This is a genomic window from Fictibacillus enclensis (assembly GCF_001457035.1).
Classification (GTDB): domain Bacteria; phylum Bacillota; class Bacilli; order Bacillales; family Fictibacillaceae; genus Fictibacillus_C; species Fictibacillus_C enclensis.
The window spans coordinates 964,742-980,594 of the sequence record NZ_KQ758617.1; the positions used below are offsets into that span (position 1 = coordinate 964,742).

16 protein-coding genes are annotated in these 15,853 nt (G+C 42.3%); 11 read left to right on the plus strand and 5 right to left on the minus strand.

Going from position 1 to position 15,853, the window contains the following annotated elements; all coding sequences use genetic code 11:
* Nucleotides 1-39 precede the first annotated feature (39 nt).
* From AS030_RS05110 to AS030_RS05130, 5 genes are all read left to right on the plus strand, one after another.
* A complete protein-coding gene (locus tag AS030_RS05110; protein ID WP_061969114.1) occupies nucleotides 40-900 on the plus strand; it encodes a LysR family transcriptional regulator in 861 nt (286 codons plus the stop codon).
* 75 nt (nucleotides 901-975) lie between these two features.
* Nucleotides 976-1,692: a 2,3,4,5-tetrahydropyridine-2,6-dicarboxylate N-acetyltransferase gene (gene dapD / locus AS030_RS05115; RefSeq protein WP_061969116.1), complete on the plus strand. Its 717-nt coding sequence runs from the start codon at nucleotides 976-978 to the stop codon at nucleotides 1,690-1,692.
* A 26-nt stretch (nucleotides 1,693-1,718) separates the two neighbouring features.
* Nucleotides 1,719-2,843, plus strand: a complete 1,125-nt coding sequence (locus AS030_RS05120; RefSeq protein WP_061969118.1) for an N-acetyldiaminopimelate deacetylase — start codon at nucleotides 1,719-1,721, stop codon at nucleotides 2,841-2,843.
* A gap of 116 nt (nucleotides 2,844-2,959) precedes the next feature.
* Entirely contained in the window at nucleotides 2,960-3,205 is a 246-nt protein-coding gene (locus AS030_RS05125; protein WP_061969120.1) for a YkuS family protein, read from the plus strand.
* 150 nt (nucleotides 3,206-3,355) lie between these two features.
* Complete coding sequence (locus tag AS030_RS05130) at nucleotides 3,356-4,660, plus strand: hemolysin family protein (protein ID WP_061971556.1); 1,305 nt, start codon at nucleotides 3,356-3,358, stop codon at nucleotides 4,658-4,660.
* A gap of 25 nt (nucleotides 4,661-4,685) precedes the next feature.
* Here the strand turns inward: AS030_RS05130 and AS030_RS05135 are convergent, their stop codons facing one another.
* Nucleotides 4,686-4,889, minus strand: a complete 204-nt coding sequence (locus AS030_RS05135) for a ChaB family protein (RefSeq protein WP_061969122.1) — start codon at nucleotides 4,887-4,889, stop codon at nucleotides 4,686-4,688.
* A 61-nt stretch (nucleotides 4,890-4,950) separates the two neighbouring features.
* Nucleotides 4,951-5,799 (minus strand): mechanosensitive ion channel family protein, encoded by an 849-nt coding sequence (locus tag AS030_RS05140; RefSeq protein WP_061969124.1) that lies wholly within the window; start codon nucleotides 5,797-5,799, stop codon nucleotides 4,951-4,953.
* 243 nt (nucleotides 5,800-6,042) lie between these two features.
* On the opposite strand from AS030_RS05140, the gene AS030_RS05145 reads away from it, so the two are divergent.
* The gene (locus AS030_RS05145) at nucleotides 6,043-6,591 is read left to right on the plus strand and encodes a peroxiredoxin (protein WP_061969126.1); all 549 of its coding nucleotides are present in this window, start codon (nucleotides 6,043-6,045) and stop codon (nucleotides 6,589-6,591) included.
* A gap of 164 nt (nucleotides 6,592-6,755) precedes the next feature.
* Nucleotides 6,756-7,415, plus strand: a complete 660-nt coding sequence (locus AS030_RS05150) for a potassium channel family protein (protein ID WP_061971558.1) — start codon at nucleotides 6,756-6,758, stop codon at nucleotides 7,413-7,415.
* Between the two features lie 52 nt (nucleotides 7,416-7,467).
* On the opposite strand, the gene rnjA is transcribed toward AS030_RS05150, so the two are convergent.
* The 3 genes from rnjA to def all read right to left on the minus strand — a co-directional run bounded on the left by rnjA (nucleotide 7,468) and on the right by def (nucleotide 10,248).
* Entirely contained in the window at nucleotides 7,468-9,138 is a 1,671-nt protein-coding gene (gene rnjA / locus AS030_RS05155) for a ribonuclease J1 (protein WP_061969128.1), read from the minus strand.
* 3 nt (nucleotides 9,139-9,141) lie between these two features.
* Nucleotides 9,142-9,351 carry a DNA-dependent RNA polymerase subunit epsilon gene (locus AS030_RS05160; protein WP_061969130.1) on the minus strand — a complete coding sequence of 70 codons (210 nt, stop codon included), beginning with the start codon at nucleotides 9,349-9,351 and terminating at the stop codon, nucleotides 9,142-9,144.
* Between the two features lie 342 nt (nucleotides 9,352-9,693).
* Nucleotides 9,694-10,248: a peptide deformylase gene (gene def, locus AS030_RS05170; RefSeq protein WP_061969134.1), complete on the minus strand. Its 555-nt coding sequence runs from the start codon at nucleotides 10,246-10,248 to the stop codon at nucleotides 9,694-9,696.
* Nucleotides 10,249-10,779: 531 nt separating this feature from the next.
* Here def and pdhA point away from each other — a divergent pair.
* The 4 genes from pdhA (at nucleotide 10,780) to lpdA (ending at nucleotide 15,654) form a co-directional block, all read left to right on the plus strand.
* Nucleotides 10,780-11,859 (plus strand): pyruvate dehydrogenase (acetyl-transferring) E1 component subunit alpha, encoded by a 1,080-nt coding sequence (pdhA, locus tag AS030_RS05175; protein WP_061969136.1) that lies wholly within the window; start codon nucleotides 10,780-10,782, stop codon nucleotides 11,857-11,859.
* A gap of 1 nt (nucleotide 11,860) precedes the next feature.
* Nucleotides 11,861-12,838 carry an alpha-ketoacid dehydrogenase subunit beta gene (locus AS030_RS05180; protein WP_061969138.1) on the plus strand — a complete coding sequence of 326 codons (978 nt, stop codon included), beginning with the start codon at nucleotides 11,861-11,863 and terminating at the stop codon, nucleotides 12,836-12,838.
* 100 nt (nucleotides 12,839-12,938) lie between these two features.
* Complete coding sequence (locus AS030_RS05185; RefSeq protein ID WP_061969140.1) at nucleotides 12,939-14,237, plus strand: dihydrolipoamide acetyltransferase family protein; 1,299 nt, start codon at nucleotides 12,939-12,941, stop codon at nucleotides 14,235-14,237.
* A gap of 4 nt (nucleotides 14,238-14,241) precedes the next feature.
* The gene (lpdA, locus tag AS030_RS05190; RefSeq protein WP_061969143.1) at nucleotides 14,242-15,654 is read left to right on the plus strand and encodes a dihydrolipoyl dehydrogenase; all 1,413 of its coding nucleotides are present in this window, start codon (nucleotides 14,242-14,244) and stop codon (nucleotides 15,652-15,654) included.
* Nucleotides 15,655-15,853 lie beyond the last annotated feature (199 nt).

Consider the following 15,853-nt stretch of genomic DNA (forward strand, 5'->3'; position numbering starts at 1 on the left):
TAAGTTTTGCTTATGAAGTTTAGCCGAAGGGGGAGCAGCATGCAGCTATCTGAATTTAAAATCCTTCAAGTGCTCGCTCAGGAATTAAATATGAGAAAAGCATCCGAGCGCCTGTATGTTTCTCAGCCAGCCCTGAGCCAGCGCTTGCAGAGCATTGAAAACAGCTGGGGGACAAAAATTTTCCTACGATCGCAAAAAGGGCTCGCAATCACGGCAGCAGGAGAAAAAATTATATCCCATGTTAATGAGACGCTGAAAGACGAAGGCCGTGTGAGAGAGGAACTGCAATCCCTTTCCAAAGAAGTGTTTGGTACACTAAGGCTTGCGGTGGCGTCCATCATAGGGCAGTACTGGCTTCCAAACACGTTAAAAAAATATGTGAACCTGTATCCGCAGGTCAATATCTCTCTCATTACGGGCTGGAGCAGTGAAATCATCAAGCATCTGTATGAAGATCAGATTCATATTGGGATCGTCCGGGGGAATCCGGAATGGCGGGGAGAAAAAATCCACTTATTTTCTGACAGTCTGTACCTTGTGGATACGGATATTTCTTCTATTGAAGAGTTACAGAAAACAGAAAAGCCTTTCATCCAGTTTAAAAGCCATTCCACCTATTATCAGGATATCCAGGAGTGGTGGCAGGACCACTTTTCCATTCCTCCGAAAAAAACCATCATTGTTGATCAGATCGAAACATGCAAACAGATGGCTCTTCACGGGATTGGATATGCCATTCTGCCTTCCATCTCCTTACGTGAAGCGGATGCCTTTTATCAGGTTCCGCTGCATAATAAGAATGGCGAGCAGATGAAGCGTGACACATGGATGATCTGCCATGGTGCTTCACTTGAACTGAAACAGGTCGAAGCTTTCGTGAAATTGGTGAAGGAAGATTGAAACAATTTGGTTTGAATGTTGGCTGAATTAGTGGTTTAATACAATACAGAACGTATTAAAGGAGGAGCACACACCATGAAAATGATGGATGCAAATGAAATTATTTCTTTTATTAGTAACAGTAAAAAATCAACACCTGTAAAAGTATATGTAAAAGGGGATCTGGAGGGGCTCCAATTCGGTGAAAACACTCAATCGTTCATCAATGGGAACACCGGGGTACTATTTGGTGAGTGGAAAGAGATCCAGGACGTACTGAAAACCAATGAAAGCAAAATTGAAGATTTTGTGGTGGAAAATGATCGCCGCAATTCAGCCATCCCGTTGCTTGATATGAAAAATATTAACGCACGTATTGAACCAGGTGCGATTATCCGTGACCAGGTTGAAATTGGAAACAACGCTGTAATCATGATGGGTGCTGCCATCAATATCGGTTCAGTAATTGGTGAAGGTACTATGATCGACATGAATGTGGTTCTTGGCGGACGTGCAACTGTCGGGAAAAACTGTCATATCGGAGCAGGTTCCGTCTTGGCTGGTGTGATCGAACCGCCATCTGCAAAACCTGTTGTTGTTGAAGATGATGTCGTTGTTGGGGCGAACGCGGTGATTCTTGAAGGAGTTACAGTTGGACAAGGAGCTGTTGTTGCAGCAGGTGCCATCGTCATCGAAGATGTACCTCCATACACAGTGGTAGCCGGAACACCTGCGCGTGTGATTAAAGAAATCGATGAAAAAACAAAATCCAAAACAGAAATTAAGCATGAATTGCGTCAACTGAACGATTAATCTTGTCTGGACAGGAATGATATTGAATGGAAGCTCAACGTTTCATTGACATTAGAAGACAGCTGCATCAAATTCCTGAACCGGGTTTTATGGAATTCAAAACACAGCAGTTTATTCTAGATTTCATAACTCAGCTGCCACAAGAACGCCTGAGCGTAAAAAAATGGAAGACTGGTTTACTTGCTAAGGTGTCAGGTACCCATCCTTCAAAAACAATTGCTTATCGCACGGATATGGATGGATTGCCGATTAAGGAAGAAACCACCTATGAATTTTCTTCTCTTCATAAAGGATTCATGCATGCCTGCGGACATGATATCCATATGTCCGTCGCATTGGGGTTGCTCGATTATTTTGTCAATCACCCGGTGAAGGATGATTTGCTGTTTGTGTTTCAGCCGGCAGAAGAAGGGCCAGGGGGGGCACTTCCTTTGCTTCAAAGCGAAGAGTTTCAGTCCGAAAAACCCGATATGATCCTCGGATTGCATATCGCTCCGGAATATCCGGTTGGCACAATTGCGGTCAAAGAAGGGCTTTTGTTCGCCAACACGTCGGAGCTTTTTATTGATATTAAAGGGAAAGGCGGACATGCCGCTTATCCTCACCTTGCCAATGACATGGTCGTTGCCGCCAGTCATTTGGTGACCCAGCTTCAGTCGATTGTGGCACGAAACATTGATCCTCTTGATTCAGCCGTCGTGACGGTTGGTAAAATTACCGGCGGGACAAAGCAAAATATCATTGCGGAAACCGCCCGTTTGGAGGGGACCATCCGTACTCTTTCCTCCGACTCCATGAAAAAGGTCAAAGGAAGGATCGAATCACTTGTGAGGGGTCTCGAAATGTCTTTTGATTGCCAGGCCGAGATTGATTATGGCGCCAATTATTATCAGGTGTACAATCATGAAGAACTGACGAGAGAATTCATTGCCTTCCTCGAGCGAGAAAAAACAGCTGAATTTTACCATTGCAAAGAAGCCATGACAGGAGAAGACTTTGGCTATTTTCTAAAAGAAATTCCAGGGTTTATGTTTTGGCTAGGAGCAGACAGCGAGTTCGGTCTTCACCATTCCAGGATCGAGCCGAAAGAAGAAGCGATTCCTGTCGCTCTCCGTACGCTTGTTTCTTATATCGAATGGAAAGCAAAATGAAATTAGAAAACATATTAAATAAGGGGCTGCTCGTAATGAGCAGTCCTTTTTTCGTTGTCAGAGGAATAAGTCGCCTTCTCCTAGGAAAAATTAAAAATGCTAAGGAGGTGGAAACGATGGCAAGAATTGGTGTGGAGGAATCCTTAACTAATGTTTCCGATGCTTTAAAAGCTAAAGGTTTTGATGTGGTTATGCTTCGTCAGGAAAATGACGCAAACGGCTGTGATTGCTGTGTGATCTCTGGTCAGGATGAAAATGTGATGGGCATGCAAAATGCAGTTGTGCAGGGCTCTGTCATTAACGCAGACGGTATGAGTGCTGATGATGTTTGTCAGGCAGTACAAAGCAAGCTTCAGCAATAAAAAAACAGAGGGGAACAGCGATTAAGCTGTTCCTTCCTCATTTGTCTTTGTTTATCTGCTAGGTGTAGAGGGTAATCTTTATTATCTTTACTCTTATTTTTCAGCAGGAGGTGACGTTCCTTGGTCACATAAGTGATCTGGGATAACCACATGGCATTATTCAATATCTTCATTATTATCATCCTAATATTAATAACCGCATTCTTCGTGGCTACTGAATTTGCCATTGTAAAAGTCCGATCAACCCGAATAGATTTTCTGGCAGAACAGGGAAACGGAAATGCAAAAGCTGTTAAAAAAATTCTGGCCAATATCGATGGTTATCTTTCTTCTACACAACTGGGAATTACGATAACATCACTGGCACTGGGTGGAATGGGAGAACCGACAGTGGAAACGCTGCTTCATCCCGTTTTTCAGCATGTAGATCTGCCAGCGCAATTAATCAACACCATTTCTTTTATCATTGCATTTACAGTTATTACGTATTTTGAGGTTGTACTTGGCGAATTGGCTCCAAAGTCATTTGCAATCAGAAAGTCTGAGGCTATTGCCATGGCGGTTGCAAGACCCTTAATTGCCTTCAGCGTGATTATGTTTCCGTTTATCTTCCTTTTAAACCGTTCCGCTGCGATCCTTACCAGAATAATGGGACTGAAGCGCGGGGAAGAACACGAAATGGCCCACAATGAAGAGGAATTGCGCCACCTGCTATCCGAAAGCTTTGAGGGCGGGGAAATCAACCAATCAGAATACCGTTATGTAAACCGGATATTTGAGTTTGATGACAGACTGGCGAAGGAAATTATGGTTCCCCGTACCGAGATTGTCTGTTTATATAAAGAAAATACCTTTTGGGAAAACCTTGATATCATGAGAGGGGAAAAGTTTACGCGATATCCGGTTGCCGATGAGGATAAAGACCATATTATTGGTTTGGTGAACATAAAGGAATTCTTTAATGAACATGTAACCAATGAAGAAGAGGAACTGGAACGATACATACGGCCAATCATCTCTGTCCATGAATCGTTTCCCATACAGAAGCTGCTCGTAAAAATGCAAAAAGACCGGGTGCATATGGCAGTATTAATGGATGAGTATGGAGGAACCTCGGGCATTGTTACCGTTGAGGACATTATTGAAGAAATCGTAGGTGAAATTCGGGATGAGTTTGATGAAGATGAAGAGCCGAGAATCAAAAAAGTAAATGATCAAGTGACCATTCTTGAAGGAAAGGTACTTATTTCCGAAGTGAATGAAATGTTCCATCTGGATCTTGATGATTCGGATCTTGATACAATCGGAGGCTGGTTTTTAAGCCAGGGAATTGATGTGGACCTTGATAAAGAAGTAGAACACGAAGGGTATACATTCAAAGTGATTGAAATGGACGGACATCAAATCAAAAAGTTAAAAGTGATAAAAAGAGAAAAAGAAGAGGCAACAACATGATATAACATGTTGTTGCCTTTTTTTATTACTCTTCTTTTTTTACCCACTCATCGTTATCATTTTTTTCGTACTTGTTTTTTACCGCACTCCATGCAACCTTGAAAGCCGTTTCTTCTTCTTTGTATTCTTCAGAGGCAGAATTGAAGGCTGCTTTGAAGATTTCCTGTGCGTGGTGCGGAAGGTTGTCTTTTACTGAATCTGGCAGTTCTTTAAGAGAATCATAAGGCAAGATACAAACCTCCTTTATATGGGATTCTATATCATGAATACCCTTTGATCCCTTTTAATAATCATTCGGTACCAGGCTCGCCGGCTTTATCTTCTTCCGGAGAAGGCAACTGAATACCTGCTTCATTAAACTTCTGATGAAGGCGGTCTTTGATTTTTTGCTCCATGCTCCATTGCTTGAGGTTTTCGGTTCTTGCAAGAATGCGCAATACAGTTAGGCCAGTTTCTTCCTCGATCACTGGAAGAACATTCGGCCCTTCAAGGATGGCGGGCTCCTCCTGCTGGAGTACAAGACTTTCTTCTTTAATAATTCTCAATGCTTTTTCAACCTGGGGTGTGGTGGGGATTTTAAAATCAACGAGAGCCCTCATATTGCCTCTGGAATGGTTGCTTACACTTGTGATTAACCGGTTCGGTATATAATGAAGCGTACCGTCAAAGCCTCTTACTTTGGTTGTTCTCAATTCTACATCCTCTACGATCCCGTTAAATACGCCGGTTGTGATGTAGTCACCAACATCAATTTGTTTTTCCAGGAGAATAAAGAACCCTGTAACAATATCACTGACAAGTCCCTGTGCTCCGAAGCCGATAGCAAGTCCAACGATCCCCGCGCCTGCAAGCAGCCCTCGGATATCAATGTTGAACAGACCAAAAACGGCGACAAAAGCCATAAAGATTAAGGCATATGTATAAATGCTGATAACCAGTGTCTCCAAAGTTCTTGCCCTGAAATTGGACATGCTTTTTCGATGCATCATTCGGTCAAAGGCTGTTCGGATGATTTTCTTTCCAATATTGCGGATGACTATATAAATAATATAGATTGCAATGAGTTTTAGCACTAAAATTCCGGCGCTGATCAAAATAGCTCCCCAGTCCACCTCAGTAAATTTTCTGTAATCTGGCATTAATACTTGCTCCTCCTTCTGTTGTTAACATGTTTAGTATGCATAACAGTATAACCGAGTAAACGGCGCAATCCAATTATTTCACTTCTTTTGATTAACTTGTTATGATATGGGGGAAAGTAAAAATGGTTGTCATTTATAAGGCCCTTATTTAAATTAATTATTATTTAACATTGACTAAAAAGTAAGGGTGCATTATAATAATAGTGAAGCAATAACTTAAATAGTTGGAGGGATTTTAACATGGCAGAACGCATGGTAGCAAAACAAGCTCCGCGCTTTGAAATGGACGCTGTATTGCCAAACAAAGAATTTGGCAAAGTAAGTCTTGAAGAAAACATGAAGAATGATAAATGGACAGTACTATTCTTCTATCCAATGGACTTCACATTCGTATGTCCTACTGAAATCACTTCTTTGAGCGATCGTTTTGACGAGTTCGAAGATTTGGATGCAGAAGTAATTGGTGTTTCTACAGACACTATTCATACGCACAAAGCGTGGATCAATACTCCACGTGATTCAAATGGTCTTGGTGATCTTAACTATGCACTTGCTGCAGACACAAATCATGTTGTAGCACGTGACTATGGCGTATTGATTGAAGAAGAAGGCGTTGCCCTTCGTGGACTGTACATTATTTCTCCTGAAGGTGAATTAATGTATGCAGTAGTTAACCACAACAATATCGGCCGTGATGTGGACGAGACATTGCGTGTACTTCAAGCACTTCAAACTGGCGGACTTTGCCCGGCAAACTGGAAACCAGGACAAGAAACACTTAACGTATAAGACCTGTTTCATAAGGAAATGGCCAAGATTTATCTTGGCCATTTTTTTTTGTTTATTCTCAATGCATTGAGAATGGTAGTTTTGTGAAGAGGGGACAATGTGATATGCTAAATAAAAAATAGTACATGTGATATGCTGGAGGAATTAATGTGGCAAAACGACAGGTGAAACGGCAGTATGCGGTAATAGGGCTAGGCCGGTTTGGTGGAGGGGTTGTCCGGGCATTGGTTGAGCAGGGGATGGAAGTGCTCGGGATCGATATGGATGAAGACCGGGTAAATGAGTATTCTTCAATCGCTACTCATGCCGTGGTGGCGGACTCAACGGATGAAGGGGTACTCAAGAGTTTGGGAGTTCGAAACTTTGAGCATGTCATTGTAGCGATCGGGGAGAATCTTCAATCCAGTATCTTGACCACGCTCATTCTTAAAGACATGGGTATTGATAAAATTACGGTGAAGGCCCAGAATGATTATCATGAACGGGTATTATTAAAAATTGGTGCGGACCGCATTATTCATCCTGAACGTGATATGGGTATACGAATTGCCCATCAGGTGGTTTCAAAAAGTGTTCTTGACTATCTGGAATTATCGGATGAGTACAGTATCGTCGAAATGGTGGCCGGAAGCAAAATAGAAGGAAAATCCCTGTTAGAAATGGATATTCGGGCAAAGTACGGCTGCAATGTGGTCGCTATCAAAAGAGACCATGAAGTCATTGTTTCACCGCATGCCAACCAGCCTGTTCAGGAAGGCGATGTTTTGATTGTCATTGGTGCAGAAAAGGATATCAACCGGCTCGAAGATAATTTGATGGCATGATCAATCGATCAAAAAAAGCATGAGAGGAATTTTCCTCTCATGCTTTTATTCATTAGATTTCCATAATAATCGGTAGGATCATCGGACGCCTTCTCGTTTTTTCGTAAAGAAATGGTGAAAGGACATCGGTGATTTCATTTTTAATTTCTGACCATTGTCTTGTTCGTTTTTCTTCCATAAGACCATTCAGGTGCTGTTTCAAAAGGTTTTGTGCATCATTGATCAAATCGCCGGATTCTCTCATGTAGACGAACCCTCTGGAAATAATATCAGGACCAGCTTCAATTTTAAATTCTTTCATATTGAGGCTGACAACAACAACAACTAAACCTTCTTCGGAAAGAATCTTACGGTCTCTGAGAACAATGTTTCCGATATCTCCAATACCGCTTCCGTCTACATAAACAGATCCAGAAGGGATCTTTCCTGCGACGGATGCTTCATTGCTGGATAAGGCCAAAACCTCACCATTATCCATCGTAAAGCAATTCTCAGGCAGAACGTCACAAGATGTGGCATGATTAATGTGCGTCTTTAACATTCTGTATTCTCCGTGAATCGGAAGGAAATACTTCGGCTTCATTAATCGGAGCATCAGCTTCTGTTCCTGTTGGCCCCCATGACCGGAGGTATGGATATCATTGAGGGATCCATGAATCACCTCAGCGCCTGCACGGAACAGCTGGTTGATCGTCTTGTTTACGCTTAATGCATTTCCTGGGATTGGAGAAGAAGAAAATACGACCGTATCCCCAGGGATAATTTGAATTTGACGGTGGGTCCCGTTAGCAATTCTGGAAAGTGCGGCCATCGGCTCTCCCTGGCTTCCTGTACACAGAATCGTGACTTGGTTATCTGGCAGCCTGTTAATTTGAGAAGACTCGATAAAGGTGCCTTTTGGAGCCTTTATAAATCCAAGTTCCTGCCCGATGGTAATGGCGGAATCCATGCTCCGGCCAAAGACAGCGATCTTTCTGTTATTTTGTACAGAAGCTTCCACTACCTGCTGCAGGCGGTAGATGTTAGAAGCAAACGTAGCGAAAATCACCCGGCCGTTCACTTTTCGGAAAATATCATTGATGCTGTCACCCACGCGGCGTTCGGACATTGTAAAGCCCGGAACTTCAGCATTGGTGCTGTCGGAAAGAAGGCACAAAACACCCTCTTTTCCGATCTCGGCCATTTTTGTTAAATCTGCCGGTTCGCCGACCGGGGTAAAATCAAACTTGAAGTCGCCGGTATGTACAATATTCCCGGGAGGTGTCTTCACAACAATTCCGAACGATTCCGGTATGCTGTGAGTGGTTCGGAAAAACGAAATGGATGTTTTTCTGAATTTAATTACCTGGTCCTCGGTAATTTCATATAATTTTGCCCGTCTTAGCAAACCATGTTCTTCAAGTTTATTTTTAATTAGTGCAATGGCAAGCTTTCCGCCATAAATCGGAATATTAACCTGACGAAGCAGGTAGGGAATTCCTCCGATGTGGTCTTCATGGCCGTGGGTAATGAATAGCCCTTTGATCTTGTCTTCATTTTTCACCAGGTACGTATAATCCGGGATCACGTAGTCAATGCCAAGCAGCTCGTCCTCCGGGAATTTAATTCCTGCGTCGATGAGGATGATTTCGTCTTGAAATTGAATACCGTACGTATTCTTTCCTATCTCACCCATGCCGCCGAGGGCAAAGACTGCAGTTTGATGGTTTTTAACAAATTTCATAAATTATCTTTTCTCCACTTCAAAAGAGTCTGATTGTTGCTCATATTCTAGGAATTTCCCTTTAATCTCCTGAACAAACTCAATATTAAAATTTGAACCCGCAAGACTTTTTCGTACTTCCTCAATGGAGGTTGACTCCATAAATAGAGATTTAGTGTTCTCCCGAATAGGTACCTCATTTTTGTTTTCTTGATAATAAACTTTAAAAATCATTTTTTCGTCTCCTTACCGTGCTAGTATTAACAATATCTTCGTTCTATTATAAATGAAATAAGCATGTTTTTCATGTTTTTTTCATTATCGGCACGATGACAGGCGGAAATACAGGGAATTTTATCGATGATCGAAAGCAAAATGCGCGTTTTTTTTGGATTAAGGTAAGGATATTCATCAATGAGTTTTTTTAATCTGTTGATGATTCGTCGTTTCCTTTTCATGTGGTCATAACCGTCCTTTTTTTATAATTGGTTATAGTATGCCACCTGTTTTTTTCAGATTGCGAGGAAAATAGTGGAATAGACAAAAAAATCCCTGTCACATGGACAGGGATTTTCTTTATGCTCGGTTGAGGATTACAGTGGAAGGGGGTGTAAAAGGATTCTCTTTATTAATGCGGTCATAGAACATAATGCCGTCAAGATGGTCAATCTCATGTTGAAACACAATGGCGGGCATGCCTTTTAATTTTAAATCGACTTGTTCGCCTTTTATTGTAGTTCCCCTGACGGTAACTTTCGCGTAGCGCGGAACGTACCCGGGAACATCTCGGTCAACTGAAAGGCAGCCTTCGCCACCTTCGAGATAGGTGACTTTAACGGAGTGGCTGACAATTTTTGGATTGAAAAGAGCATAACTGTATAATTCACCTTGATCATCCTGGGTATGGACTGCGATGATCCGTTTGGGAATTCCGATCTGTGGGCATGCGAGACCTACTCCAGGCCGAAGGTTGTATTTTTGTGCCAGCTCGGGATTTTGACTGTTTTTTAAGAACTCAAGCATTTCTTTCGCAATTTGAATATCCTCTTGCTGAGGAGGAAGTTCAACGTTTGTTGCCCTCTCGCGAAGAATGGGGTTGCCTTCTCGGACAATATCTTTCATGGTTAGCATAGGTTTTCCTCCCGTTATGGTGATTTCTCTTATTCATATGACAATCGCTTTTTCTGTATTCTACCATATTTATGAGTCCGAAACGCTAGAAAAACGAGGTGAGATCGCTCATTTCCTGAAAAAAACCTGTTTTGAAACAGATGAATACAGATAGTGATACAGCGCTTTGTGATAAAGGTGCAACAGCAATAGTCCAGGGAAAAATAATTCAATAACTTATTGATATTAAACAATTGACGGTCAATATACGAAGGTGTAAACTAATGATGTGTTTAAGATGATTGTATTACTCTATATTCAAAAAATAGTAATACAGTTTATGAAAGCCCTTATATAAAGGAAGGGTGTACAAGCTTAATGTTTACCCTGGGTTAAATAGGGAAACAGCAATAATGATTTGTGCATCGGGACCCTTCAAGGCTTTTTTATAAACCATGTCATGTATACGGTAAATTTTGGGCAATCTAATAGAAGCGCCTATTACATACATGGCGGATAACATTGGTGTAAGGAAGGAAGAGGTGAAGGTTAATGAGTTTGATTGAACAGGTTGAAAAACAATTTGAAACCTTTCAAATCTTAACAGAAGACGGGAAAGTAGTTAATGAATCTGCTATGCCTGAACTTTCAGATGAAGAATTACAGGAATTAATGACACGTATGGTATATACGCGCATTTGGGACCAAAGAGCAATCTCCCTAAACCGTCAGGGACGGTTAGGATTTTATGCGCCGGTTGCAGGTCAAGAGGCTTCCATGCTTGGATCTCAATATGCGCTGGATAAAGAAGACTGGATTCTTCCAGGATATCGTGATATCCCGCAAATCGTGTTCCACGGACTGCCGTTATATCAAGCTTTTCTATATTCCCGTGGACATTTCGGAGGCGGTCAAATTCCGGAAGGCGTAAATGTTCTTATGCCGCAAATCATCATCGGTGCACAAATTGTTCAAGCAGCTGGTGTCGGTGTCGGACTTAAGAAAAAAGGCAAAAAGAATGTTGCTATTACTTACACAGGTGATGGCGGAGCTTCCCAGGGTGACTTCTATGAAGGTTTGAACTTTGCTGGAGCATATAATGCACAGACGATTTTTGTTGTGCAAAATAACCGTTTCGCGATCTCTGTTCCAGTAGAAAAGCAGTCCGCAGCAAAAACAATTGCTCAAAAAGCGGTTGCAGCAGGTATCGAAGGAATCCAAGTGGATGGAATGGACGTACTCGCTGTTTATTCTGCAGTCAAGCAGGCACGTGAACGCGCATTGAACGGAGACGGTCCAACATTAATCGAAACTCTTACTTACCGTTATGGTCCGCATACTATGGCTGGAGACGATCCTACACGGTACCGTACAGAAGACCTTGACAGTGAATGGACGAAGAAAGATCCTCTTGTTCGTTTCCGCACCTTCCTTGAAGGAAAAGGACTTTGGTCTGAAGAGCAAGAGAATAAAGTAATTGATCAGGCGAAGGATGATATTAAAGCTGCGATCAAAAAAGCCGATGCAGCTCCAAAACAGAAAGTAACTGATCTAATCGGCTTTATGTTCGAAGAGCTTCCTCACAATCTTAAAGAGCAACTTGAAGAATACAAAGCAAAGGAGTCGAAATAATATGGCTCAAATGACCATGATTCAAGCAATCACAGATGCAATGCGCACTGAATTGAAAAACAACGAAAATGTTGTTGTATTCGGTGAGGATGTTGGTCAAAACGGCGGAGTTTTCCGTGCGACAGAAGGCCTTCAATCCGAGTTTGGAGAAGATCGTGTATTTGATACTCCGCTTGCAGAGTCCGGAATCGGCGGTCTGGCGATCGGACTTGGACTAACTGGTTTCCGCCCAGTTATGGAAATTCAGTTTTTCGGTTTTGTTTTTGAGGTAATGGATTCCGTGGTGGCTCAGGCTGCACGTATGCGTTACCGTTCTGGAGGAGTGTACCACTCTCCAATCACGATCCGTTCACCATTTGGCGGCGGCGTAAAAACTCCTGAGCTTCATGCGGACAACCTAGAAGGTCTTGTGGCTCAGGCTCCTGGTATTAAGGTCGTTATTCCTTCTACACCATACGATGCTAAAGGGTTGTTAATTTCTGCAATCCGTGACAATGATCCGGTTGTATACCTTGAGCACATGAAATTGTACCGTTCTTTCCGTGGCGAAGTTCCGGAAGAAGAATATACAATTGAAATCGGAAAAGCTGATGTAAAACGTGAAGGAAAAGATGTTTCCATCATCACTTACGGTGCAATGGTTCACTCTTCTCTAAAGGCAGCAGAAGAGCTTGAAAAAGAAGGAATCTCCGCTGAAGTGGTTGACCTTCGTACAGTTAGCCCTCTTGACATTGATACAATCATTGCTTCAGTTGAGAAAACAGGACGTGCCATTGTTGTTCAAGAAGCACAGAAACAAGCAGGTGTAGGTGCGACTGTTGTTGCTGAAATCAATGACCGTGCCATCCTAAGCCTTGAAGCTCCTGTACTTCGTGTCGCTGCTCCTGATACGGTATTCCCGTTTGCAGCAGCAGAGGACGTTTGGCTTCCTGATTATAAGGATATCGTTGAAAAGGCGAAGACAGTTTATAACTTCTAATGCTAAACAACAGGTCTGAAAAAGAAATCTTTCTGATTTCTTTTTCCGCTTTTTATCCCAATAAAGCATGATTAATTTTTTACTATAGGAGGCGTTGTTAGTGGCATTTGAATTTAAGCTTCCCGATATCGGTGAAGGTATCCACGAAGGCGAAATTGTTAAATGGTTTGTAAAAGCAGGAGATGAAGTCAAGGAAGACGATATTCTTCTTGAAGTACAAAATGATAAAGCAGTAGTTGAAATTCCTTCTCCAGTAGATGGAAAAATTCTTGAAGTAAAAGTAGACGAAGGAACAGTATCTGTTGTTGGTGACGTCCTTGTAACCATCGAATCCGACAGTGCGCCTGAATCTGAAGAAACAGAAGAAGCACCAGAACAGCCTAAAGCAGACGAAGAGCAAAAACCTGCTGCTGCTGAGCCTGAGCAAAAAACAGAAGCGGCAAAAACAGAACCATCTGCTGATGAGCTTGTGGATGAAAACAAGCGTGTAATCGCTATGCCTTCTGTTCGTAAATATGCACGTGAAAAAGGCGTAGATATCCGCAAAGTTTCCGGTTCTGGAGACAATGGCCGTGTTATGAAAGAAGACATCGAGAAATTCCTGAGCGGTGATACAACTAGTCAAGATCAGGAAGCTGTAACGGCTCCTGCTGAAGCGCCTGCTGCGAAAGAAGCACCAAAAGCAATTCCTGCGGGCCAAAACGAAACACGTGAAAAAATTAAAGGTGTACGTAAAATCATTGCCAAAGCGATGGTGAACTCCAAGCACACAGCTCCTCATGTGACATTGATGGATGAAATCGATGTAACTGAGCTTGTGGCACACCGTAAGAAGTTTAAGCAGGTTGCAGCTGATAAAGGAATCAAGCTTACTTACCTTCCATATGTTGTAAAAGCATTGGTTTCTGCTGCTCGGGAATTCCCGGCAATTAATGCATCCATTGATGATGCCAATGAAGAAATCGTTTGGAAGAACTATTACAACATCGGAATCGCTGCTGATACAGACAACGGTCTAATGGTTCCTGTCGTAAAAGATGCTGACCGTAAATCCATCTTTAAAATTTCTGCGGAAATCAACGAGCTTGCTGTTAAAGCGCGTGACGGAAAACTTTCTGCTGATGAGATGAAAGGCGGATCTGTAACGATCTCCAACATTGGTTCAGCAGGCGGACAATGGTTTACTCCGGTAATCAATCATCCGGAAGTTGCCATCCTTGGAATTGGCCGCATTGCAGAAAAAGCAGTGGTGAAAAACGGGGAAATTGTCGTAGCACCTGTTCTTGCGTTATCATTAAGCTTTGACCACCGTTTGATCGATGGTGTAACGGCTCAAAATGCAATGAATCATATTAAGCGTTTATTGAACGATCCACAACTACTAGTAATGGAGGCGTAGAGAAATGGTTGTAGGTGATTTTCCGATTGAATTAGACACACTCGTAATTGGTTCCGGCCCTGGGGGATATGTGGCTGGAATCCGTGCTGCACAGCTTGGCCAAAAGGTTGCTGTTGCAGAAAAAGGTGAAATGGGCGGCGTATGCTTGAACGTTGGATGTATTCCTTCAAAAGCTTTGATCAATGCTGGACACCGTGTAGAACATGCTAAGCATTCCGATGATATGGGAATTTCAGTAGAGAACGTAACTGTTGATTTTGGCAAGGTTCAAGAATGGAAATCCGGTATTGTGAAAAAGTTGACTTCTGGAGTTCAAGGTTTGCTTAAAGGGAATAAAGCGGAAATCATTCGCGGGGAAGCTTACTTCGTTAACGAAAACACAGTACGCATCATGGATGAAAAATCATCTCAAACATATACTTTCAAAAATTGCATCATTGCAACAGGTTCCCGTCCGATTGAAATTCCTGGATTTAAATGGAGTGACCGTGTTATTTCCTCAACAGGAGCACTTGCTCTTCAGGAAGTTCCTAAAAAGATGGTAGTAATCGGCGGTGGATACATTGGTATGGAGCTTGGAACTGCATTTGCAAACTTTGGCACTGAAATAACAGTGCTTGAAGGAAGCAAACAAATTCTTCCTGGCTTCGAAAAGCAAATGAGCCAAGTGGTTTCCAAACGTCTGAAGAAAAAAGGCAATGTAGAAGTGTTTACACAAGCTCTTGCCAAAGGCGTTGAAGAAACCAAAGATGGAGTTACAGTAACGGCTGAAATCAAAGGTGAAACAAAAACCTTTGAAGCAGATTATGTATTGGTTACTGTGGGACGCCGTCCAAACACTGAAGAACTCGGTCTTGAACAAGTGGGAATTGAAATGACTGAGCGTGGATTGATCAAGATTGATAAGCAATGCCAAACAAATGTTAAAGGCATTTATGCAATCGGTGATATCGTTGAAGGACCTGCTCTTGCTCATAAGGCTTCTTATGAAGGAAAGATTGCGGCTGAGGCGATCAGCGGCCATCCTTCTGAAATCGACTATCTTGCCATTCCAGCTGTAGTATTTACAGATCCTGAATTGGCTACTGTCGGTTATGATGAAAAGAGCGCAAAAGAAGCTGGATTTGAAGTGAAAGCTTCCAAGTTCCCATTTGCTGCAAATGGACGTGCTCTTTCCATGAACGAAACTGACGGTTTCATGAAACTGATCACTCGTGCTGAAGATGGTTTACTTCTTGGTGCTCAAATCGCAGGTGGTAACGCCTCTGATATGATCGCTGAACTTGGACTTGCGATTGAAGCTGGAATGACAGCTGAAGACATTGCAATGACCATCCATGCTCACCCAACATTCGGTGAGATTTCCATGGAGGCAGCGGAAGTTGCTCTTGGTTCTCCAATTCACATCGTTAAATAATAGTTATTATCGAAAAAACCTTCCTGCTGGGAAGGTTTTTTTGTTGCATTATTTACATGAAAAAAGCGGTCCTGGGGAACCAGGAGCCGCTATTTATCCTATTTTATGGGTTGACTGCCACCATGAAGCATAAAGTAGGAAAGGGGGATGCCTATGAGAACCTTTAGCTTATTGACGCTGCTTCATGTACTTTTATGGG